Genomic DNA, 20,764 nt, shown 5'->3' with positions numbered 1-20,764 from the left:
TGAAATAAGCGGGCTGCGCAGATCTTCGCGCAGCTCCGATTGATTGCGGAGTTATGTACGGCGACAGTATTCCCGAATTAATGAACAAGCGCCATACAGGAGGAGCGATTCAATGCCAATTAAAAAGTAGAACATATGGTAGAGCGCGCACGCTATGGCTACTAAGGATAGAGCGACGACTATCCAATCTGGCTTTGAGCGGGAAATTGACACGGCGCCTAACATTCCGATTGCAAGTAACACTTCTGAAAATGTGACCGCATCGAGCAAAATCAGGCGGCCAAAAGCGACACCTTGCGGCAAGTGCGAATCAAGCCCCGCTGCTTGCGCCGCTTTCAGGGTAAGTACAAGCAAAAGTAAACACCATAGTGACCATGTCGAATTGCTAAAGAGGCGGCTCATATCGTTTCTGAATCAGTCATCTGGTCACTCCAAAATCACATGCTTTTCCAAGATTCTTCAAGCTAGTGTATTAGCTCCTTGCAGCTCAAACTTGAAGCCGAACCGCCGCATCTCCGTTCAGTTGATTGCTCAGCTGACATTTTGCTGGTCGTGCGAGATATTCTTGCCAGACAGTGTGAGTGGTCGAAATTTGGAGTGCAGCCAAAGACCCGCCACACAGGCTGTTCCAACGAAGCCTCCCAGGAGTGAAGCGATTATTGCTGCAATTATTGGTGAGAGAAGTAGGCCACTCAGGCCGTGAACTGGCTGGCCGTTCCAGATAATGGTGTTAAATCCAAACACTGCGAAAACACCGAAGACCAGGCACAACGGCATCAATGAAAAAGCCAGACCAAGGAAAGTAATTTTGTAAATCGACCCGGCACTTAGCTGATCAAGTTTGATTTGAGAGTACATATGAAAATTCCTGGGCGTATTCCGATTGAGATTTGAGATGAGAGACTTACGTCAGCATGTCCTCTCACATATATGCTTTGCGCCACGGATGGCATTCTGGTCAGCGGCCAGCCCACTTCTCTTTATCACCTTGAATATAGAGGGCTCGCATGCTTGGACTTAAAAACAGGTAGCCAACGATAACAGCCATATACACCGCTGTGAGCAGTGCAATAACGGCAGTTTCCCGGCTTGGACTCCAGTTGAGGTAGGCAGACCTCATGCAAATCAGTGTCGCTAAGCTGAACAGACCGCCCAGATATCTGGATGCTGAACGGCTACCTTGAAATGTTCGCCATGTGGCAATCGCGATGATTCCTGTCAGCACAAGAGCTGGCACATTACCCTCAAATAAATTACTTACGATTGTACAAAAGAAGTAAAAGGCGAGGAACGCAATGAGGGTACGCGGCACTCGCGGTCTGACTGATTCAGAGACAGGTGAACTTATTGGCGAATTTGGATTTGAATCTGACATCGATGCTCCTTATGGGGTGTTGTATTTTTTCTTAAAACTTAAGGTGTCAGCTCAGCGGGGGACCGCGCTTTATTCGCTGCAATGAAGGTTTTGGCTAAGGTGAAGTAGGGTGAAAACCCTTCGCATACCGTAACCCAAAAAAGATGACTGATTGTAAAACTGTGCTATGGAGTTGGCAATGATGAAACGGCGTGCAGGCAGTTTGCTAAGGAGGAAATTTAGTGGAGTTGGCGTAAAAACATTGGGACTCAGGTACAGGAACTCGTCATCTACCTTGTCTTTGGTGATGCGGAAGCGTGACTTCATCCGGATCATCAATCCACTGTCATGGGTAATTACCGTCCTATCAGAGTGGGGCAATGTGTCCACAGCTTGCTCATATCTGGACAAGTAAAAGGGCAGTAAGTTGCACGAAATCCGATTCATTTTGAGTGTGGCTAATGTCAAGTGAACTGGAACTACGCGGTTTCAACACTCTGTATCAGTGACTGGTTGTGCAGTTCTGCGACGGTTTACTTAGCGTGGCAAACAAGCTCGACCTCAACGGAGTGGGCCGACGCTTGTGCTCGCTCTGGAGCCAGACGCCAGTTTTCCCTGTATTCGCTCTCTGTATAGATGGCATCGTAGATAGCCTTTTCGGGAAGCCCCAGAATCTGAAGTTCATGCTTGACGTTCGCTACACGACTACGTGCGAGTTCAGTCTCGAAAGGAGCGTTTTCATCGGGGATAATGCCTGTCAGGACAACGACGGGAAGTAGCTTTGACGCGCACTTACTATGGATAATATGGGTCGCGCGCGAAAGCTGTGAGTTGTGCCCGGCTTGAAGCATTGATTCGCGCGGCGAGAAAATAAGGACACTAACGTCGGTGAACCCGATCGATGTAGCGTGAGATTGCGATATCGAACTAATCACGATGAGTGCCATGAGTAGGTAGCTGCGAGCAGACATAGTCGTCCTAATGTATAAGTCCAACGGGCGCGGCGTTCGATCCGCGACACTCAACCGGTTCAACAACAGTATTAAGCTGTATTCCATAAGCGTCCAGAACTCGAACTCAGTATTTGCTCAACAACCCTGCCGTACCTCACCGTAAACAACTTGGCACCAATTGCACCGGATACGAAGCAATGGGACTTGCCTGAATCTTGCCCCTGCGCCCGCCAGTTGGTAGCCATGCTGCGCCAACCCGATAGCGTGCTCATCAATCTAGTGATCGTGAACCCAATGGCTAAAAAGAAAACGAATAACCAGGGTGAACCAGGGTCCGGAATCAGTGTCTGTATGTACATCAGTTTGCCAGGCCTGTTATGAAGCAAAACGGTATTACGCGGTTTTATCATGCAGAGTCCATCGACAAGAGGGAGAGAAGTTGGGAGCTGACTCAGGTTTCATTCACATACCCTCGCTCCTGAGCTTCGCCTTGATTTTCAAAGATAGCCATTGCAGTGCTCATGCGCTTGAAGCCGAATTTTTTGTAGAACGGCTCTTTACCCGGCACCGCGTACAGAATAATTTTTTTGTGACCACTGGATAAGCTGACCAGCTTAGCGACGATTTGTTTACCCAGACCCAGTCCCTGATGGCTGGGCAGCAGCGCGACATCGCAAATATACGAACAGTCAACGCCATCCGCCAGGGCGCGGCCTACACCCACTAGTTTGTCGTCCTCATAGACGAAGCACTTGAACATACTGTTCGTGAACGCAGTTCTCAGCCCTTCAGGCGTCTTGTTTCCGAGCGGTGCGGCACGATACAGCGCGGCAAGCTCTGTCCAGTCGAGATTGTCGATTGAGGATGACCAGACTAATGGCATTGTTCGTTCCTTGTGAAATTGAACACTATGGCCTTGTCTAAATGCTGTTTCATGTCAGCCATGATCAAAGCTGAGGTAGTTCATACAGCCGTTGGTTCTCCACACTACACACCATGTGTTGACATCGCTTTCATGGGAGAAAAATACCTCCCATTTTTCGCTGGCACCATCCTGAAAGTCATGCTTGTTGCTATTGATGAAGCGATGGCAATGTTCGTCGAGTGCGCCGTCTTTCCCTTCCGCTTCAATGAACCACCGTAATTCTTCTTCCCAGTCAGCATTGCCAATTGCCTCTTGAAGATGCTGAAGGCGAAGTCTTTGAACAACGGAGGGCCAATCTGCTTGAGAAAACTGGCATCGGATAGCCAGACGGTCATCTACCCCTGTGCCTCCGGCATAAAAGTTCAATGCATAGCGCAATTGTTCTAAAGGCGGTTTGAAGCCAATCAGGTTGGAAATAAGAACTAAGGACTTCTCCTTGTCCCTGTCATTGTTGGTGTACTGATAGTCAACGCTGTCGTACGGTCTCACGGTTGCCTTTCTGTGTCGACTCATGTTGGAATTCAGCGGCACCCCCGCGCAGGAGCGGCAAGTCAAGGCTGTCCACTGGAATACCTCATTAGGTATTTAAATAAAGTTTCTTCAAAAACAAGCAATAACAGAAACACAAACAGAATGACACGCATCATTCGACAGATATATTGAAGTCAAGCTCAATATCTGCACTAGCCCCCAACCAAAGATCAATGCGTTCATACCGGCATCAATGGAGCCAGACGTCAGGGCAGTGTAGAAGCGCGTCTGCCTAAGGTTTCGCTTTTGGCCCTTTACCACGCCGATTCACTACCGATTTAGGGGTAGGCATCTTATCGCCATCCCTGGCTTGTTTGCGCGCGATGACGTTGATTGTCGGTTCCAGCCTATGCTGTCTCTCGAAGCTGCTCAGGCTGGTGACCTTGCCTGAGGTTTCCAGGAACTTGTCGCCCACTTTCGTAGGATTGAACACCACACTCCCCAAGGTGCCGGGCTTGGCACCCTTGAACAGATGCCGCTTTGCCTGATCAGAGACCCCGACCTGGTTGGCGGCCTTAGTCTGATCAACATTGATGACCTTCGAGCGCGTGACTTTCTTGTCGTCTTCCACGACCGACGACTTCAGTATCTGTTTGGCGGTTTGTTTGTGCACATCGAAGCCGCGTATTACTGGTCCGGTGTCACCCCATGCATTCAGGCGTTGGCCAGCTATTTTCTTGCGGGTATGCTCGGATGCTTTGCCGAACAGTGTGGGCTCAGCCAGCGGTGTCTTACGCGCCTCCATTGTTTTGAGCGCGGTCTTGAGTGATGAAAACCCCTCGCTCTTGTTTTGTTGCGCCTTGCGCTGCTGCATAATCCGGCCGACTTCGGCTGCTTGCTGCGCAACGTTAAATGTTTGCTTGAGGTCAGACTGAATGTGTTGTTGCGCGTAAGTGGCTACGTAATGCTGTGCGCGCTTGGCATCGCCGAAATTGATCCAGGTCTGCTTGGTAGGGCCTTCCGCGGGGACGATCTTACCACCCGGACCCTCATGGATATCTTTGAAGGACTGACCAGGCCGGACTGGGGCGAATACGGTGCTAAACGCGCGATAGCTGTCGGGTGTGGAGCCTGAAATAAGTCTACGGGTGTCAACATTGACCGTCTTCTTGCCTGCAGTACCCTTACCATCGACATCATGCACAAAGGGACGTAGCTTACCGATATTCTTTTCCTTACCCATGTGGTTTTCCTCTCATTTAAGTTTATGCACACATCTGCATCGAGAATAGAAATTGACTCACTTTCACTAAAATATTCTTTTCATATTTTCCGGCCAGGATGGATCAAATGATCAGAAAATTCACCACGATTGAAGTGGTGAAATCCTGGCCGCTGACTCTAATCGGCGACATAGAACAAAGCAAACCAGTTTGTAAGCAAAGCAGATGCAATACCGGCCAGGCGCAAAGTGCAGAGTGCGCCCAAGAGCGACACTGTCGGCCGGCACTTGCTTAAACTATGGGCAGAAGGGCACTTGCGTGGTTATCTGCTATACAAACCACTTGAGAGGGATAGAAGTAAGGAAACATACTGCCGCAAGGACAAGGAGTATCTTGCAATGAATGGGTTGCGCCGACCAGCTAAGAACGGCGCCGTTTTCATAGTTCGCCGGATTTGCCGCCACAGCGGTGATAGTGAAGCCAATTGGTAACTGTTGCAAAAGTGTGGAAGCTGGCTGTTGTATCATCAAAGGTACAGCAATAAAGAAACAGCCTAACGCTACAAAGATGATGAATTGCACACGGTTTTTCGTATTGAGATCGAGCCAACGATTCATGGATTCTCCTGCAAGGCCGGTGTGGAATAAATAGCTTAAGGTAAAGTTGAATTGGGCTGCGAAGTACAGCGTACAATAGATAAAATATTATCACAGTTTCATCCTCAAACATTAAGTCAGGACGGACAAGCCAGCTGTGATTCCTTCTTGAACTCGTCGTAGCTGGGTGAAATCCGATAAAGAACCAGAAGCGTTTTGTTGTCGGACACTGATCAAACCATCGACTCGGTCATATTTCCCTTCTCATACTCTGAGGGATACACCAAGTGCACTTCATTCGGAAAGCAAGAAGTAGCCATGAGCGTAGACGATTTAAATTTCCCCGATTGGACTGAAGAAGCCTGTGCGGCAGTAATGAATTGCTCGCGGCTGAAAGCGCATTGACTTTATTCTTGTCGAAATAAGCTGCGTTCACTTTGACATCACGGCCCACAAGGAATACACCTGGCAAAGTAAGAGAAATTGTTTGCCAGTGACTCATGTCCATTTTGCCTAAGCTTGCGGGTGTGGTGGGTGGCGTACGCAGTCCGACGGATACCGAACAACGGCCACTCTGTTGAGCGCTCCCCTCGACCTGTGGGTTAGGGCTGACGGTTCCTGATCTCCGCGCGGACATTCGCGATTTCCTGCTCGTACCATTCACGGGGAAGATCAGTTTGCATTAAGGGGCACCGCTAGGCGTCCGGCTTGAATGCAGTGTTATGTGGCATTACTCATAGGCTGCCAGCGTATTGAAAATTTCCTGTGACAGCGTTTTAAATTGACTGTGTATGGATTCCGATAGCTTGGTTGAGTTATCGAAGTCTGGAGCCAAAAGCAGGGGAACTTCAAAAATTGAATACGCTGGCATTGCTTCCTGATTGACCCACTTCACATCTCTTAGTTTTTTCCAATAGAGAATCTGTACATCCTTTGTTTGCCCAAGAAGCCATAGCTCAAAATTTGTATTTTGGTGCTTGAAGACAATCGCAAGCTTGAGCTTTTTCTTCTTGAGGTAGTCATTTTGCAAGTAGAAGTAGGTGAAATCTATATATCCATGCAACACATTCGCAGTCGAGTATTCACTTTTGTATTTCTTAGCGAATTCAGTTCTTAAATTTTGAACAATGCCAACCAGATCTTGATAGGTCTTTTGGAGTTCTCCACTGGAGAATGCCGCTTTATAGGCGGGTATACGTGAATGTAGACTTTTATCCGGCATTATCCAATCCTTTCAAAATCAGCTGACACATAAGGTGTGACATCGGCGGCGCACAGCAGCTTTTTGGCCCGGCGTCCGTGTTGATGGTTGGATGAGATCGGGTGCTCAAGATCCGCCGGGTTCCTACCAAACCTTTGCCCATTCAGGCGATGGCATTTCCATTGGAGCGTCGGGGTTGAAATCATTAAGTTCGAGCTCTTCTCCATCTTTGCCGATGGCATACAGCACCCCTGATCGAACAAAAATGCCTCGCCCGCTTTGATCCTTACCTGACCACTCGCAATCCGGATAGGGATTGAGGGCGTCACGGAATTTCTTATCTGGGTCGTAGTCTTCCAAATTGAATTCAATGTTCAAAGGACCAGGGGGATGATTCGGATGATGCTCCCTAATTGGCGCCATATATAGGTTTGTTTTACCAGAATGCGGGGTGACGGTGTATCCTCCGCCCGCATAGGCTAGACGAAGGGTTTTATTGTCAATAAATTTACCGCCACCACCCCACGTATGGCCTTGAGACCACATAGCGAGCGCCGTAAAAAATGGGGGCTTACTTACCACGGTATACGTATTGCTATATTCAGGGTTTCTCTTGCGCGTGCCGTACTTGGCCGCAAAATAGACAAGCAATGTTCCGTCTGGAGACAGTCCGCAACGCTCGCTATAAATCCGCCCATTGAACCATTGCCCATGTTCAAAGCGATCTTCTTGGGTATGCCATTTGATCATCTCGACCCACTTACTTGGCCCTTTCCGAAGTATGACTGCAATCGGCGCTTCTTCAGCGAAGATAAGTGATATTCGACAATGTGGTGCTGGCTTCGTCATAAGCGATCTGGTGTTTTAGTTCATCAGGCGCCGCAGGCCACCCGCTACAACGATACCTTAGGCTGCTAGTTGAGCGGTGAGCCATAACGCGCGCTGACCCTGATAAAAATGATGACTGATTGTAAAGCGGGGAGATGGAATTGGCAATAAAGAAACAAGCTATCAGCAGTTTGCTTGTGTCAAAAACGAAGGTGAGCCTGATGTGAAAAGTTCAGGGTAGTGTTTTGACTGATGGCCTGAAAACTCACGCAATTAATACGGTGTGTCTACCTACCTAGGCAGGCTGCATCAGTTTGACCGACCAGTTAGGCATTGGTCTTCCTAGTCTGGAAAAGGACGCCGACTAGTAGTGCTCCTGCGGGCGCCGCTGAAGCCCAAATTCCAAGCTGCCACGGAGTCGCTGGCATAGGGAATTGTTCAAAAAAGGTGTCTGCTATAGAAATTGCCACGAGACTGGCAAGCAATTGCCAAGAGTGCGACTTGGCAAGTAGGTGAGCAATGAAGGCACCCATAGCAAAGGACATCGCGCGAATCAGCGCGTCTACGCGCCAAAAGGATGTTTCTCCGGCGATGAGCACGGGATGGTTCATGGGCGGCATTTCGTAGAACCACTCAAAAGCAAAGAGGGGCAACAAGGAGCCGATCAACACTTGCGTACCCAAGGCGACCAGCAATGCCAAAACGGTTGTGAACCAGATTGAGCGAGTGAATTGCGGTGATGCTGACATGCTAGCCTTAACGTTTGAGTTCAGCGGGCGCCGCAGGCGATCCGCTGCAACGGTTAGTTAGGCTGGTTGTTGAGCGATGAGACATAACGCGCGCTGACCCTGATAAAAAATGATGACTGATTGTAAAGTGGGACGATGGAATTGGCAATAAAGAAACGAGCTATCAGCAGTTTGCGTGGGTTAAAAAGAATGGTGAGCCTGTTGTGAAAAATCCCGGGTAGTGTTTTGACTGATGGCCCGAAAACTCACTCAATCAATACGATATGCATAGCGCCAAAGCTAAGCAGCGCCGGAGCCCGAATAGCGCAGCTGTTTGGGCATCCCACTTCAGCGCAAGGTTAGGCCTGAATTTAGGCCACGAAGAACAACGCCAACTCGAAGAAAACCAGCCAAAAGATGAGAAAAGTATGAGAGCTACTGTTCAGATTTGAAACATCTATCACACGTAGCTTGAGAGAATCGATCAAGACATACTCCCTCGCCGGGATATTTCTTTTCCAAATCTTTGTAGCTCCTGCACTTGCCCTGACTAAGTGTGTCAATCTCCGGATGTTGATAGGTTACCCGTTTCGCCTTTGAGACGCTCAATCTTGAACCTTCAGGGTCAGATCGCAGCTCCAACGAGGAATTTTTTGTATGCAAATTTAAGACAGAAACGCCATCTTCTTCAGGGCCAGCAATAAGATTGGCAACCATGCGATATTTTGAATCCAAGGAAAGCATTGCATTGCCATGGTCAAACGTCACATAACCACCCCGTTCTATTCCCTCTTGGTCATATATCATAAAGCCAGCTGCCTTGGCCCCGCGTTTAGACACATGGCCGTTTGCCATCATCGCATCTGGCATATCCCCCGATACTCTGGCTCGAATTACGTTATTGCTATCGACCACCAATAATTCCCTGGTTCGAATGGACTCGGTTACACCCTCTGGCGCCCTTGCTGCCATTAAGCCGATGGCTGTTAGAGTTACAACCAGCACAGTCAATATTAGCTTCAACAAACGATTCTGCATTATTAGTTGTTCAATTAAATAATTCTGCTTTTCCATTTATCACCTATATATGCAAAAAATTAATTTTATGACCGCGTCAAAGCGTCCTAACGTTTGAGTCCAGCGGTCGCCGCAGGTGATCCGCTGCAGTGGCTCGTTAGGCTGGGTGTTGAGTGGAGACACATACTGTGCGCTGGTCCTGATGAAAAAATGATAGCTAATTGCAAAGTGGACCAATGGAATTGGCAATAAAGAAACAGCTCGTCAGTAGTTTGTTTGTGTAAAAAAGAAGATGGGTCTGGCGTGAAAAGTTCAGGGTAGTGCTTTGACTAATAGCCTGAAAACTCACTCGATTAATACGGTATGCCTAACCTGAGCAGGCTCGTAGCAGCTTGCCTACGCGAGTTTGCTCGAACGATCGGTTAGCCCACATTTTTCGGCAAAACCTTATACAGGCCGCGCATGGAAATTGCGCCGACGAATGCAAATGATGGCGGCCCCCATAGATTTGTCCAATACAGAACCCAAATGCCGAATTTAGTCGCGGGAGCGTGCGAAGTCAGAGGTTCTGGCAATCTGACCGCAGCGCAAGCTGCGATAAAAATGACTCCAACGGTAACCGCCACCCACACCGCTGACGGTCTCCGTCGAAGAACAATCCAAGTCATTGCTCCGCCAAGAAAGAATGCTATTGCATACGAGAGCGCAGAGAGCATTGTGTAGACGTCAAGGACGGGAAAGAGGGCATCAGACAAGTAATCAAGCTCTAATTGGTTAAGACGCAGTTCGATTTGAAGCCGCAGGCAAGCTGTTCCAACTAGTGCTAGGGTAAAGAAGAGTATGTCGGTTGCGAGTCGTCTCATAGAGGCTAACGTAGAGCTAACCAGCGCTGCGCGGATTCATCGCACAGTGTCCAGAGAGTGATGCGAACAGGGTTGAACGCCAGGTTAGGCAATATATTCACGAACTCGTTTCCCTTGAGAGTTTTGACAAGTAGGCATGTGGGTCTTTGACGAACGATGCGGCCGTTGATGCTAAAGCTGCTCGGATTATTGTATCCGGTGCAAGAGGAAGTAGTTGTTTCGTTTCAGGTACGAAGACAATGCAGTCGAGTCCATCTAGTGCTTCGCAGAACCTGGAAAGAAATGGTTCCAAGTCTTCATTTAGGTTCAGTCGAAGCTGGATTTCTTCAATACGTCCTTGCTCGATCCACAGCTGGATATCAGTTCGTTGCTCGTCACCCCACGCAGTTTGATTTTCGTGCCAGGCTTTGCGTCTGCCAAGAACTTTGTCGAACGCTTCATCGAAGCTACAGCGATCAATAGTCAAATCCATCCATGCAATCGAGCTATCAAAACCGTCATCACTGGAAAGCAAACTTGCGTTACCAGCGTTGGCGGTGGCCCAACTTTTCGGGACCAGGCAGGTGGTGAATTGCCAAACGGCCATTTACAGAATCGCCCAACGTTTGAGTTCAGCGTGCGGCGCAGGCGATCCGCTGCAACGGTTCGTTAGGCTGGTAGTTGAGTGGTGAAACATAACGCACGCTGACCCTGATAAAAAATGATGACTGATTGTAAAGCGGGGCGATGAGATTGGCAATAAAGAAACAGGGTGTCACCGGTTTGCTGGTGTCAAAAACGAAGGTGAGCCTGGTGTGAAAAATCTCGGGTAGTGTTTTGACTAATTGTCCGAAAACTCACTCAATCAATACAATGTGCCTAACGTTTGAATTAAGGGGCTGGCTTTAGCCAGTCCCGCTTGAATGATTGGTTAGGCATTTTTAAGTTCATTGCAGACACCCTCAAAACGATCAAAATATTGCGAACACAATTCATTTTCTGACAAAGAAAAAGTGTCCAATGTGTATTGGAGTGATAATTTTCTTGCAAGTGTGCATGCCTCGCTTTGAAAAAAAGGGTATAACTCCCTTGCAGTCTCTAAGTCGCCGGCATTTCGCATCCCATAGTCTGCGACCCAAACACAGTAAATTAGCCTTTCATGAGGCGTGAGGCTTGCAGCGCTGCTTTGTACTTCTTTGCTAATAACGATATCGCCTGTTTCAATTAGCCATGATTCATATTCAAATGCAGTCGTCATTGAAATGCCTAATGTTGGACGTAACGGGCGCCGGAGTGCAGAGGAGGGAACCAAAATGCGCAGCATTTTGGCGTTCCGTTGACGGACTGGTTAGGCCGTGCGCAAGACGGACGCGATGAAGGCAGACTTTGCATTTCGGTACTCTTCGGGACTCATGCCACAGGCGTTTTGTTTTACCTCGTTGTATTGCTTGACGAGCGTTGGACTTGCCAGCAACGCGTCCCGGAAACGCATGAAGAACTCGAAGCGGGAGCCCTCCGCTACCACATGAAGTGCAACGTCAACGTTGGCACGAGGGCTCAGCAACATACAGAGCTCCGGTGTGCGCAGCGTATCGCGCTTCACAGCGTAGCCGGCCAATTCAAGAGCTGTGACGACACTCTGATGTTGTTGTGCAGGAACGACAACGCAAACATCAATGTCGCCCTTCGAGACAACGCCCGGAATAGCAGACGAGCCTACGTGTTCGACTCGGCAGCCTGGAATTAGCCGCGTGACTTCTCGAGCGACCTCCTCGACCACTTGGGCAGCGATCGGTTGGTATTCGCTCGGGCTCAGTAGGTGCATGAGAGTCCTAACGTAGAAATAACCAGCCTGCGCGGCTTTTCGCGCAGCGTCCAGCGGCCGAAGGGAGCTAGGTCGAGCGCCGGGTTAGGCCTGAGTGACATGCTCGCCTCTGTATAGCCAATCATCAAGATGAACCCGGCAAACACGTTTCTTCTTGGCCAGATTACGAGCGGCTTGTTGATATTGGTTGCTTTGCTCGCGAGTCAGCGCAATCACTTTTTCCCACTTCGGCAAAGAACCTTTTTCCGTATGTGCGATGAGGCCTTTTCCGACATGACTATCCAAAGGGATTTCGAGCCACTCTTCTAGCCGTTCTAATTTGTAGTGGCTGCATAAATATCTATTGTATAGGCAGTTGCGTAAAAAGATATTCACACACTTTCTGGCCATGCCCCAATGCTTTGAACCATGAGGGAGAGCCTTCAGAAGCCCATCAGTAACTACATCAAGTTTTTTTTCAAAACTAGATTCAGTACGTGCCTTGACGAATTTGATGTCCATTCTGCGTAAATAGTCTTTGATTATTGTCGCAGTTCCAGCCGGAGCCATTCCCCTAATCGTTGATGCGCCAACTGCGCCATTCGCGGCCCTTTTTTGCATCCAAGTGATCAATTCGCGGTTCATGAGTATTTTGCCTAACGTTTGAGTTCAACGGGCGCCGCAGACGATCCGCTGCAACGGTTCGTTAGGCTGGTAGTTGAGCGGTGAGACATAACGCACGCTGACCCTGATAAAAAATGATGACTGATTGTAAAGCGGGGTGATGAGATTGGCAATAAAGAAACAGGGTGTCACCGGTTTGCTTGCGTCAAAAACTAAGGTGAGCCTGGTGTAAAAAGTTCCGGGTAATGTTTTGACTGATGGCCTGAAAACTCACTTAATCAAGACGATGTGCCTAACGTTTGACAAAAGGGGCGCTGCAAGGCGTCCCGCTTGATGGATGGGTTAGGCAGCATTGCACTTAGATAGGCTCCAAATCACTAGGAAACTTTGATGCTTCAATCCATTCTTGTTCTGAAACATCATCGACTTTATCGCGTCTATGCCATGCTCGGTTTAAGTGAGAGTAAACATGACCAAGGTCAATGCGTAAATTTGCTTCCTCATACTCAGGGTCACTTTCAATCTCAGTGATAAGGTTGCTTAGGTGTTCTTTTGCATCTTCCAACTCATACATAAGCATAGCCCAACCAACTGGATTGTTTTGTTTGTTAATCATCGCCAATTTAACTATGTCTAACGTTTGACATGAGGGGCGACCGAGGGCGATAGCCCTTGGACGTCCCCCTCGATGGAAGGGTTGGGCCTCTCAAGGGGTAAGCAGGGACTCAATGAGTTCTCCAGTGATTTCTGAGGGTTGACCTCGCCAGACAATGGTTCCGGAACGGTTGACGAAGATGGCATAGGGCAAGGCACGTATTCGCAAGGCCTTGTGAAGGCTGGCTGTTCCTTCAACTGCGGACGAATAGTGCATAGGCACTTTCTCCAGAAACGGAACCACCGCTTCTCGCGGCTCCTCCGAAACACCGATCACGACCAAGCCCTTCGGTGAATACTTATGGTGAAGTGCGTTGAGTTTGGGTATGGACGTTCTGCACGGAGCACATGTGGTCGCCCAGAAATCGATTAACTGAACGTTGTTCGTCGTTGGCGGAGGGGCGCTAAGAAACACGATGTTGTTCTTCGGGAGCGGGTCTCCGACGGTGACTCCGTTAAACATGTCAACGATGCCGGCTTGCGATGGCAGGGCGATCATGAGAGCGGAGAGAGATAGGACGATTGTTCGTAGCATTGGAGGCCTAACGTTGAGTTGAGCGGGCGCCGTAGGCGATCCGCTGCAACGGTTCGTTAGGCTCGTTGTTGGGCGATGAGACATAACGTGCGCTGACTCTGGTGAAAAGTTAATGACTGATTGTAAAGCGGGGTCGTGAGATTGGCAATAATGAAACAGGGTATCATCTTGCTTGTGCCAAAAACAAAGGTGAGCCTGGCGTGAAATTTTCAGGGTATTGTTTTGGCTGATGGCCTGAAAAATCACGCAATTAATACGGTGTCCCAAACTGAATCGCCAATGGCAGCTTGCAGATGCGAGTCGGCTCAAGCAATTTGGTTACAGGTCTTTCTGTAGAAATACGCGGTAGATTTCATCATCATTGTGCTCAATTCTTAGACGGCTTCCCTCAGTAAGTCTTAGTTGAAAGTTCGGTCTTTCGGCGAGACCGCATGAACCTAACAACGCTCGCTCAAATACAAACTTTTTATCACCTAGCACGAAGGAGTAAGTATATGGAGCAGAGCGCCCGAATCGCTCAAGCTGCGATACAACCCCTTCAGTAACTTCGAATTTGCCGGCGCGAACGCTCTTAAGACAAGCTTGACGGCGAGAAAACCCACTCACAAACACAACGATAGAAATAGTTATAAAAAGCGCAGAAATCGCGAGCAGTAAATATGGACGATCTGAAGCAGCTGCCGTTTTCACTTTTTTCGCTGAAAAGACGAACATTCCTGTAGCAAAAAGTGCCCACAGTGCAAAGAACCACAAGCCGTTCGTGATTCCATCCCGAGTTATGTCGTAAGCGACCATTGTCCGAGCCATACCTCTAACGTGAAGCTAACTGGCCGCCGGAGCGCGAAGCTCGGATGGAATCCAAAAGCGCAGCATTTGGATGGTCCGGTTGAGCTTGGGGTTAGATTCGTAGTCAGAAGCGGCCATGTTGGTGTCGCGCATTGGGTAAGTGGAAGTAGTGCAGGCCATTGGGTAGTGTTTGAAAAACCGTTATTCCATTGCCAGATAGGCTGGCGAGTTGTTGATCGTTGACGACGTTATTTCGGAACACCCCACGAACGGCACCCTCATGGATGGAGGACAACCAAGCCAAATGCTTGTGGTTCACATCAACCGAAATAGAACCGAAAACACTTCTCTTGATTTTTGTTTCAGTAGATATGTTGTCACTGGCTGGAATGTCGATATCAAAGCCGCATACGGCATCAAGCGGTTCGAGAAGCGGTATTACAAGTTCGAGAAAGTCGACTGAGTAGTTGTCGGATGCGTACCAGACAATTAACTCTGAATATGTCGAACAAGCCGTTCCATTAATTCGGGCGCCCAATAGTAAGTTAAATCCGAACTGACCGCTAGTTGCACCGCTGAGAGTGTAGTACTTGTCGTGTCCTCGTTTGGCAAGCGTGTTTTGGAAAGCTTTGAGCCCAACAGTTGTGCCTTTCTTTATGCCATAGGGGCCACAAATGTCATACTCGACAGGCAAGGCGCCAAAAGTACTCCTTATAGAATCGAGAATGGAAGAAAGTAGCACCTCTCGATCGGCTGGCTCCCGAAGACCATACAACTTTATGGCAGTGACTGGAGGGCGGACTTCCTTCTTAAATAAATCCATATTGTTGCTTATGATCAATAATCTAACATTTTAGGTAAGGGGCGTTACGCTGCGCTTTATCGCCTAGCGTCCAGCGGAGGCTGAAAGCCTTAGCGGCCTTGACCGTAATGTATCGCCTAGTTGTCCCAAACATGAGTAGCAATATACGAATTGAATTGCTCAACAATTGGCGCAACATCTCCGCGTCCTTCTACCGTGAGATAAAACAGAGCGGACTCACCTGCAAGAAGGTATTGAATAAAATATAGGTTCCCACCCAAGGGAGAGGTGCCTTCGGATGCAACAGAAAAGCCAATTTTTCCCGTAGGCGTAGGCAGTTGGGCAAGGGGACGGCTAATTGAAAGATTACCCTTCTCGCCTAGTTTTTTCATCTGACTTTCCGCAAACCCTTTTGCAATTTCAGTAAACAGAGGGACGGACTCATTTTTGCGGCGCATTATTGTGATGAGGACTTTTTCACCATTTGGCCCATATCCCTCTATAGGGTTTTTTTTGCCGTCAAATTGCCAAGTAGGAGGCAGTTGGAGATGCAGTGGGCGCAAATGAAGAATGCCAACCTCTTCTGCATGCGCTGCCATTGGAAGATGCAACAGTGCAGCAAGAACAATGGCGAGTAGATGGTGTGTATTCATTGGGGCCCTAACGTTTGAGTTCAGCGGGCGCCGCAGGTGATCCGCTGCAACGGTTCGTTAGGCTGGTAGTTGAGCGAAGAGACATAACGCGCGCTGACCCTGATTAAAAATGAAGTCTGATTGTAGGGTCGGACGATGGAATTGGCAATAAAGAAACAGGGTATCAGTAGTTTGCTTGTGTCAAAAACGAAGATGAGTCTGGTGTGAAAAGTCGGGGTAGTGTTTTGACTGATGGCCTGAAAATTCACTCAATCAAGACGATGTGCCTAACGTAGAGTTGAGCGTGCTGCGCGGCTGTTTGCGCAGCTCCGCTCGAACGCCGGGTTAGCCCTCTGAGCGCCGAGAAGCAATGACGATGCTTTAGAGGGAGCAAGGTTGAATTGTGCATTCGATGCGACATGCTCTGTAACTGACGAATGTTCCCAAACACTCACTGCGCTATGTAAAGCGGCGAACCATTTAGCGAAAAAAGCATTCACATCGAAACCTCATCATTGCGCTGAGAGAGAATATATTTTCGTCCAAGCCAAATGAGGAATGGAACGCAGGCGACTGTGACCCAAATGTTTAGGAAGTCGAACACAGGTTCTGACACGAAGGGCTTAAGGAGAAGTACGATCACTGTGCTGTAAAAAATCGTCCCGGAAACGGTACCAGAAAGGACGAATATCCAGTCGTGAACGGTCAGACGATTACGGGAGCCGAGAAACATAAGAGGGCTAACGTTTGACATGAGGGACGTCCGAGGGCGATAGCGCTTGGACGTCCCCCTCGATGGAAGGGTTAGGCGGCTGGTTGTGCAGCGACCTGTATGCGTGGCTCATTGCTGAGAATGCCTTGAAGCTGATGAGTGACCGAATCGACTTGTTCGTACGCGCTTGCCCGACCAACGAGCTTCTTCCAAAAGAATGACGTCCAAATCGGGGTGTCACTTCCGACAAAGCAGCTCCACTCAACCTCTCGCCCATCTGGTGCAAATGATTCTTTCTGCTCTGGAGTGACTTTGCCATAGAACTCAGACCTATCGTTTCCACAGCCGACCCACAACATAAAGGGTTCGCGCATCAGCATGACACACCATCCCCAATCTTCCGCAATGACTGGCTCGGGTTGGTACCCAAGCTCCTTGAATTTGATGCGCACCCACTCAGCTAACGACTTGCCATAGCAGAACGGGTTGGTCTCCTCGTCTTCCTTAGGATCAATCAGGAAGAGGTCGCTGCGAAACAGAAATGTGGTGGACTCTGGAATCATCGCGCGAGACGCCTAACGTATGAGTTCAGCGGGCGCCGCAGGCGATCCGCTGCAACGGTTCGTTAGGCTGGTAGTTGAGCGGTGAGGCATAACGCACGCTGACCCTGATAAAAATTGATGACTGATTGTAAAGCGGGGAAGTGGAATTGGCAATAAGGAAATAGGGTATCAGTAATTTGCTTGTGTCAAAAGCGAAGATGAGTCTGGTGTGAAAAATTAAAGGTAGCGTTTTGACTAAAGGCCTTAAAACTCATTCAATCAATACGATATGCCTAACGTTCGAGCTAAGCGGGCGACAAGGGCAGGACGCTAGGCCCAGGCTGGTGAAAATGTACCGCGTACCACCAGACCGGGCCTGGTGGCCTGCCGTTGGCGCTCCGCTTGAGTGAGGGGTTAGGCCGCACCGCGCTCACACGCGACCTTCTTGGACGTAAACGCAAGCTTCATCTTTGGATGGTAGTAGGTGAAAAGCCCATCAGCTATAGATTTGACCTCGTATGTGTCTGTGTACTGTGGATCCTTTGGGTCAATGGAGTTCCCAGCAACTCGCAGTGTCAGCGTTGTGTACCCGCCATCCTTGTGGCTCCACTTGCCTTCTTCGATTTGAATCGGTAACTCGACTCCTCGTTCGGTGGCTGAAAACTCGATTGTGAAAGTACCGTCAGGCTTTCGGTTCATGAACCACTTCGCTTTGCGCTGAAAGACTGGTTGAAAGTCTTCGCCTGACCAACAGCCGACCAACGGATCACTCGGGTTCGGTTTAGGAAGGTCTGGAGCGCAAGCTGTGATCGCAAGCGTGGCGGCTACTAGAAATGTAGGAGAGCGGAACTGCATGTTTTGTACGGCCTAACGTAAAGTTGAGGGGCGCCGCGCTTTTGCGGCGTCCCGCTCGAACGACAGGTTAGCCCGCTGTGCCATTGAGTTACTCGGCATGTTCAGGAAGCTTTGCAGCAACGATTGCGCGCCGAAATAACAAGCCGCCTACTCCAGCACCGACAACGATAGTAAATACATAGGCAATGTTAACAGCTAGTTTCTGCGCACCAACCGCGCCCTCTTGCATAAAGGCGAGAAATGCTGCGTGAGCGAGAAATACAGTTACCGCCAACGGAAGCAGTGCTGCGCTTGGCAACCGAGGTCGCGCCCCATACCGAAGCGCGCACTCAAGAATTGGAAGTATCAGAGCAGCGGCCAAATATAGAGAGAGCCCACCAAAGAGTGCGGCTATTCCGGTAAGCGCGCTTCCCAAAGCTATGGATATCCAAGGTCTGCCTAGAAATGCAGAAGATTGATTTTCATTTAGTACTAGAAGAAACACTATGTGATTCCTTTCAAGCGGCTAACGTAGAGCTAACAGGAGCTGCGCGGCTTTATCGCGCAGCGTCCGGCGACTGAAAGGAGCGAGGTTGATCGTCAGGTTAGAGCCCAAGTTGGGTAAGTACATGCTTGAGCTCGTATTGGTTGCACCCTTGCTCGGGAATTGCGCCATCCGGGCCAAGGTGCGCAATCTCAAACCCTTCCTCAACGTCCTCGTAGTACAGGACATCTTCCTTGATCTCGGCGAGAACAAACACCTGTTCGACAGTGCGGAAGCGGTGAATCGGTACCAAGTAGAGCGGGACGCGATGAGTCTCAAAGAACTGCTGCTGGTTTGGGGAACAGCGCTCGATCTCTTTTTGCAGTAAGGCTTCAAGTTCGATCTGTGTAATTGGCTCGATCAATGCGTCTTCACCCGTAAGAAGCTCAGACAGTTGATCAGGAGGCAGTCGCTTCATCTTCTCTTCGATCTTTCGGTCGTAATTTCGATCATTGGGGTCCAAACCCTTCTGCGCTTTTCGGCCATACTCCTGGACGAACTTTCCGAGTTTTCCAGCAAGCGTGGATTTCGTGCGCGGTGTGGACATGGACTCTAACGTTTGAGTTCAGCGGGCGCCGCAGGCGATCCGCTGCAACGGTTCGTTAGGTTGGTAGTTGAGTAGTGAGACATCACGCACGCTGAACCTGATAAAAAATAATGACTAATTGTAAAGCGGGGTGATGAGATTGGCAATAAAGAAACAGGGTGTCACCGGTTTGCTTGTGTCAAAAGCTGGTGCCGGGGCCCCGAGCGCTAGCGGTAGTTCCTCGTAGTACTTCCCGCAGGTGGAGCAGTGGAAACCGGTGTGTTTTGACTGATGGCCTGAAAACTCACTCAATCAATACGATGTGCCTAACGTTTATCTACACCTGAAGCGTAGGGGATTGAAAATTTACACCAAGCTTCTTTAAAATGCGACTCAAGTATTGTGAATTTTCTCGAACAGGACTTTGACTCGTATCCAAATCCAGCTTGAATGCTCGCAAGTTATTCGATCAATTTTTTTTACGGATTTTTATGCAGGCATACTTATTGGAATTACGCAAATACCTGCGCTACGCTCAAAGTTTATTGAGCAGATCTGAATGGAGCGTCACCCGTTTTACGGGTAGCTTAAGGCAAACCGATCAGCCTTTGAATTTATTGTTCTATGGCTCCAGCAATTTATTAGCCGATGCGTTTTTGAATCCTGGCTATCAGCAAGAGTCCTTGGGTTCTTTTCAGCCTTTACGCTTGCAAGCTGCAATGCAACGTTATGGTTCCGCTGATGTAGTCTTGACTCCGCATCTGCCTTGGCAAACGCGTCCAACATTGCTGTTGCCCGACTATTTAGAGGCGATTTTGCCGCTACCAGCCAACATGGAGAGTTTCATGGCGCAATTGCGCGGCAATATGCGGCGTAGCGTACAGCAGGCATTGAAAAGCGAGGTTTACTTTGAGGAAGGCCTGAGCTTAGATGATTATCGTGAATTTCATACACAAATGTTGATTCCTTATTTGCGTACACGTCATGGCGAGTATGCGTATTTGGATACGCTTGAAAATCTGTATGCGCAAGCTGAACGTTCGCATTTGATTTTTGTTACGCAAAATGGACAGAGATTGGGTGGTTTTCTATTGCTTAAACCGCGTATTTCAGGGGCGACATATTTCAATAAATTGGGTTTACATCCAGCAGTGTATGCGGACAAAGAGCGTATGCGTCAATTGAATGCCTTGTTGTATCACAAGATGATCAGCCTAAACATAGAGCTAGGTTTTTCAGCGATTAATCTGGGTATTACGCCACCCGTGTTTGGGAACGGCATAGTTTGGTATAAAGCTAGTTGGGGAGCACACTTCACGCCCAACGCAGATTTACATCGTTATGCCTTACATATCGCTGAATCCAAACGCTCCGATATACTTAAACACATGCAAGCTTTGGTGCAAGTCGAAGCAAATCAATTATGGGTCAACTTGACGCACGGCGAAGGAGTTGAAGAAGACATTAAACGCCACCGATTTTCTGGCTTGACGCATGTTGTCTTGGTTGATGAACAGGGACGACTGGAGAAACGTAGTTTGGGATGAAAAACGCGCCGCAAGTTTGCGGCCCGTTGAACTGATTTTTCTGAATTATATAGCTGCGCCTGGTTTGACATAGAGCCACAAGCG

Annotated in this window: 24 protein-coding genes; 1 reads left to right on the top strand and 23 read right to left on the bottom strand. The window is 48.9% G+C overall.

The annotated features are described in order from the left end of the window. Positions 1-51 precede the first annotated feature (51 nt). The 23 genes from EYB48_RS02085 to EYB48_RS19045 all read right to left on the bottom strand — a co-directional run bounded on the left by EYB48_RS02085 (position 52) and on the right by EYB48_RS19045 (position 19,154). The gene (locus EYB48_RS02085) at positions 52-402 is read right to left on the bottom strand and encodes a hypothetical protein (RefSeq protein WP_162018612.1); all 351 of its coding nucleotides are present in this window, start codon (positions 400-402) and stop codon (positions 52-54) included. A 129-nt stretch (positions 403-531) separates the two neighbouring features. Next, on the bottom strand, positions 532-858 hold the full coding sequence (locus EYB48_RS02080; RefSeq protein WP_162018611.1) for a hypothetical protein: 327 nt from the start codon (positions 856-858) through the stop codon (positions 532-534). A gap of 100 nt (positions 859-958) precedes the next feature. After that, positions 959-1,375: a hypothetical protein gene (locus EYB48_RS02075; protein ID WP_162018610.1), complete on the bottom strand. Its 417-nt coding sequence runs from the start codon at positions 1,373-1,375 to the stop codon at positions 959-961. 512 nt (positions 1,376-1,887) lie between these two features. Continuing rightward, positions 1,888-2,301: a hypothetical protein gene (locus tag EYB48_RS02070; RefSeq protein WP_162018609.1), complete on the bottom strand. Its 414-nt coding sequence runs from the start codon at positions 2,299-2,301 to the stop codon at positions 1,888-1,890. Between the two features lie 457 nt (positions 2,302-2,758). Further along, positions 2,759-3,190 (bottom strand): GNAT family N-acetyltransferase, encoded by a 432-nt coding sequence (locus EYB48_RS02065; protein WP_162018608.1) that lies wholly within the window; start codon positions 3,188-3,190, stop codon positions 2,759-2,761. A gap of 54 nt (positions 3,191-3,244) precedes the next feature. Beyond that, positions 3,245-3,745: a hypothetical protein gene (locus tag EYB48_RS02060; RefSeq protein WP_162018607.1), complete on the bottom strand. Its 501-nt coding sequence runs from the start codon at positions 3,743-3,745 to the stop codon at positions 3,245-3,247. Positions 3,746-3,995: 250 nt separating this feature from the next. Then, on the bottom strand, positions 3,996-4,946 hold the full coding sequence (locus EYB48_RS02055) for a hypothetical protein (protein WP_162018606.1): 951 nt from the start codon (positions 4,944-4,946) through the stop codon (positions 3,996-3,998). Positions 4,947-5,255: 309 nt separating this feature from the next. After that, positions 5,256-5,543, bottom strand: coding sequence for a hypothetical protein (locus tag EYB48_RS02050; protein ID WP_162018605.1), 288 nt, complete (start codon positions 5,541-5,543; stop codon positions 5,256-5,258). Between the two features lie 709 nt (positions 5,544-6,252). Next, positions 6,253-6,744, bottom strand: coding sequence for a DUF7000 family protein (locus tag EYB48_RS02045; RefSeq protein ID WP_162018604.1), 492 nt, complete (start codon positions 6,742-6,744; stop codon positions 6,253-6,255). Between the two features lie 123 nt (positions 6,745-6,867). Beyond that, a complete protein-coding gene (locus EYB48_RS02040; protein ID WP_162018603.1) occupies positions 6,868-7,572 on the bottom strand; it encodes a hypothetical protein in 705 nt (234 codons plus the stop codon). 305 nt (positions 7,573-7,877) lie between these two features. Further along, positions 7,878-8,300 (bottom strand): hypothetical protein, encoded by a 423-nt coding sequence (locus tag EYB48_RS02035; RefSeq protein ID WP_162018602.1) that lies wholly within the window; start codon positions 8,298-8,300, stop codon positions 7,878-7,880. A 414-nt stretch (positions 8,301-8,714) separates the two neighbouring features. Further along, entirely contained in the window at positions 8,715-9,353 is a 639-nt protein-coding gene (locus tag EYB48_RS02030; protein WP_162018601.1) for a hypothetical protein, read from the bottom strand. A 903-nt stretch (positions 9,354-10,256) separates the two neighbouring features. Continuing rightward, on the bottom strand, positions 10,257-10,745 hold the full coding sequence (locus EYB48_RS02025; RefSeq protein ID WP_162018600.1) for a hypothetical protein: 489 nt from the start codon (positions 10,743-10,745) through the stop codon (positions 10,257-10,259). 324 nt (positions 10,746-11,069) lie between these two features. Beyond that, the gene (locus EYB48_RS02020; protein ID WP_162018599.1) at positions 11,070-11,396 is read right to left on the bottom strand and encodes a gag-polypeptide of LTR copia-type domain-containing protein; all 327 of its coding nucleotides are present in this window, start codon (positions 11,394-11,396) and stop codon (positions 11,070-11,072) included. Between the two features lie 90 nt (positions 11,397-11,486). Beyond that, positions 11,487-11,963, bottom strand: a complete 477-nt coding sequence (locus EYB48_RS02015) for a GrpB family protein (protein ID WP_162018598.1) — start codon at positions 11,961-11,963, stop codon at positions 11,487-11,489. Positions 11,964-12,047: 84 nt separating this feature from the next. Beyond that, positions 12,048-12,587, bottom strand: coding sequence for a hypothetical protein (locus tag EYB48_RS02010; RefSeq protein ID WP_162018597.1), 540 nt, complete (start codon positions 12,585-12,587; stop codon positions 12,048-12,050). 337 nt (positions 12,588-12,924) lie between these two features. Continuing rightward, positions 12,925-13,182 (bottom strand): hypothetical protein, encoded by a 258-nt coding sequence (locus tag EYB48_RS02005; protein WP_162018596.1) that lies wholly within the window; start codon positions 13,180-13,182, stop codon positions 12,925-12,927. Between the two features lie 90 nt (positions 13,183-13,272). Continuing rightward, positions 13,273-13,683: a TlpA family protein disulfide reductase gene (locus EYB48_RS19475; RefSeq protein ID WP_408058250.1), complete on the bottom strand. Its 411-nt coding sequence runs from the start codon at positions 13,681-13,683 to the stop codon at positions 13,273-13,275. A gap of 390 nt (positions 13,684-14,073) precedes the next feature. Further along, the gene (locus EYB48_RS01995) at positions 14,074-14,550 is read right to left on the bottom strand and encodes a hypothetical protein (protein ID WP_162018594.1); all 477 of its coding nucleotides are present in this window, start codon (positions 14,548-14,550) and stop codon (positions 14,074-14,076) included. Positions 14,551-14,665: 115 nt separating this feature from the next. Then, positions 14,666-15,364: a hypothetical protein gene (locus EYB48_RS01990; protein WP_162018593.1), complete on the bottom strand. Its 699-nt coding sequence runs from the start codon at positions 15,362-15,364 to the stop codon at positions 14,666-14,668. 116 nt (positions 15,365-15,480) lie between these two features. Then, a complete protein-coding gene (locus EYB48_RS01985) occupies positions 15,481-15,996 on the bottom strand; it encodes a hypothetical protein (protein ID WP_162018592.1) in 516 nt (171 codons plus the stop codon). A gap of 783 nt (positions 15,997-16,779) precedes the next feature. Further along, positions 16,780-17,250: a hypothetical protein gene (locus tag EYB48_RS01980; RefSeq protein WP_162018591.1), complete on the bottom strand. Its 471-nt coding sequence runs from the start codon at positions 17,248-17,250 to the stop codon at positions 16,780-16,782. Positions 17,251-18,668: 1,418 nt separating this feature from the next. Beyond that, positions 18,669-19,154 carry a hypothetical protein gene (locus EYB48_RS19045; protein ID WP_202927632.1) on the bottom strand — a complete coding sequence of 162 codons (486 nt, stop codon included), beginning with the start codon at positions 19,152-19,154 and terminating at the stop codon, positions 18,669-18,671. A 485-nt stretch (positions 19,155-19,639) separates the two neighbouring features. Here EYB48_RS19045 and EYB48_RS01970 point away from each other — a divergent pair, with 485 nt between their 5' ends. Further along, on the top strand, positions 19,640-20,680 hold the full coding sequence (locus tag EYB48_RS01970) for a hypothetical protein (RefSeq protein ID WP_162018590.1): 1,041 nt from the start codon (positions 19,640-19,642) through the stop codon (positions 20,678-20,680). Positions 20,681-20,764: the final 84 nt, after the last annotated feature.

Source organism: Cognatundibacterium crateris, from assembly GCF_010078235.1.
Lineage (GTDB): Bacteria > Pseudomonadota > Gammaproteobacteria > Burkholderiales > Burkholderiaceae_D > Undibacterium > Undibacterium crateris.
Note: the sequence above shows the minus strand (reverse complement) of the source record. Positions and strands in the feature narration are given on the sequence as shown.

What these genes read in the sequence shown, in the direction of transcription:
- EYB48_RS02030 (WP_162018601.1), bottom strand. Translation starts at nt 9,353, where the DNA reads ATGGAAAAGCAGAATTATTTAATTGAACAACTAATAATGCAGAATCGT.
- EYB48_RS01985 (WP_162018592.1), bottom strand. Translation starts at nt 15,996, where the DNA reads ATGAATACACACCATCTACTCGCCATTGTTCTTGCTGCACTGTTGCAT.
- EYB48_RS19475 (WP_408058250.1), bottom strand. Translation starts at nt 13,683, where the DNA reads ATGTTTAACGGAGTCACCGTCGGAGACCCGCTCCCGAAGAACAACATC.
- EYB48_RS02080 (WP_162018611.1), bottom strand. Translation starts at nt 858, where the DNA reads ATGTACTCTCAAATCAAACTTGATCAGCTAAGTGCCGGGTCGATTTAC.
- EYB48_RS02025 (WP_162018600.1), bottom strand. Translation starts at nt 10,745, where the DNA reads ATGGCCGTTTGGCAATTCACCACCTGCCTGGTCCCGAAAAGTTGGGCC.
- EYB48_RS02065 (WP_162018608.1), bottom strand. Translation starts at nt 3,190, where the DNA reads ATGCCATTAGTCTGGTCATCCTCAATCGACAATCTCGACTGGACAGAG.
- EYB48_RS01995 (WP_162018594.1), bottom strand. Translation starts at nt 14,550, where the DNA reads ATGGTCGCTTACGACATAACTCGGGATGGAATCACGAACGGCTTGTGG.
- EYB48_RS02035 (WP_162018602.1), bottom strand. Translation starts at nt 8,300, where the DNA reads ATGTCAGCATCACCGCAATTCACTCGCTCAATCTGGTTCACAACCGTT.
- EYB48_RS19045 (WP_202927632.1), bottom strand. Translation starts at nt 19,154, where the DNA reads ATGTCCACACCGCGCACGAAATCCACGCTTGCTGGAAAACTCGGAAAG.
- EYB48_RS02040 (WP_162018603.1), bottom strand. Translation starts at nt 7,572, where the DNA reads ATGACGAAGCCAGCACCACATTGTCGAATATCACTTATCTTCGCTGAA.
- EYB48_RS02020 (WP_162018599.1), bottom strand. Translation starts at nt 11,396, where the DNA reads ATGACGACTGCATTTGAATATGAATCATGGCTAATTGAAACAGGCGAT.
- EYB48_RS01990 (WP_162018593.1), bottom strand. Translation starts at nt 15,364, where the DNA reads ATGGATTTATTTAAGAAGGAAGTCCGCCCTCCAGTCACTGCCATAAAG.
- EYB48_RS02075 (WP_162018610.1), bottom strand. Translation starts at nt 1,375, where the DNA reads ATGTCAGATTCAAATCCAAATTCGCCAATAAGTTCACCTGTCTCTGAA.
- EYB48_RS02010 (WP_162018597.1), bottom strand. Translation starts at nt 12,587, where the DNA reads ATGAACCGCGAATTGATCACTTGGATGCAAAAAAGGGCCGCGAATGGC.
- EYB48_RS02055 (WP_162018606.1), bottom strand. Translation starts at nt 4,946, where the DNA reads ATGGGTAAGGAAAAGAATATCGGTAAGCTACGTCCCTTTGTGCATGAT.
- EYB48_RS02050 (WP_162018605.1), bottom strand. Translation starts at nt 5,543, where the DNA reads ATGAATCGTTGGCTCGATCTCAATACGAAAAACCGTGTGCAATTCATC.
- EYB48_RS01980 (WP_162018591.1), bottom strand. Translation starts at nt 17,250, where the DNA reads ATGATTCCAGAGTCCACCACATTTCTGTTTCGCAGCGACCTCTTCCTG.
- EYB48_RS02060 (WP_162018607.1), bottom strand. Translation starts at nt 3,745, where the DNA reads ATGAGTCGACACAGAAAGGCAACCGTGAGACCGTACGACAGCGTTGAC.
- EYB48_RS02005 (WP_162018596.1), bottom strand. Translation starts at nt 13,182, where the DNA reads ATGATTAACAAACAAAACAATCCAGTTGGTTGGGCTATGCTTATGTAT.
- EYB48_RS02045 (WP_162018604.1), bottom strand. Translation starts at nt 6,744, where the DNA reads ATGCCGGATAAAAGTCTACATTCACGTATACCCGCCTATAAAGCGGCA.
- EYB48_RS02015 (WP_162018598.1), bottom strand. Translation starts at nt 11,963, where the DNA reads ATGCACCTACTGAGCCCGAGCGAATACCAACCGATCGCTGCCCAAGTG.
- EYB48_RS02070 (WP_162018609.1), bottom strand. Translation starts at nt 2,301, where the DNA reads ATGGCACTCATCGTGATTAGTTCGATATCGCAATCTCACGCTACATCG.
- EYB48_RS02085 (WP_162018612.1), bottom strand. Translation starts at nt 402, where the DNA reads ATGAGCCGCCTCTTTAGCAATTCGACATGGTCACTATGGTGTTTACTT.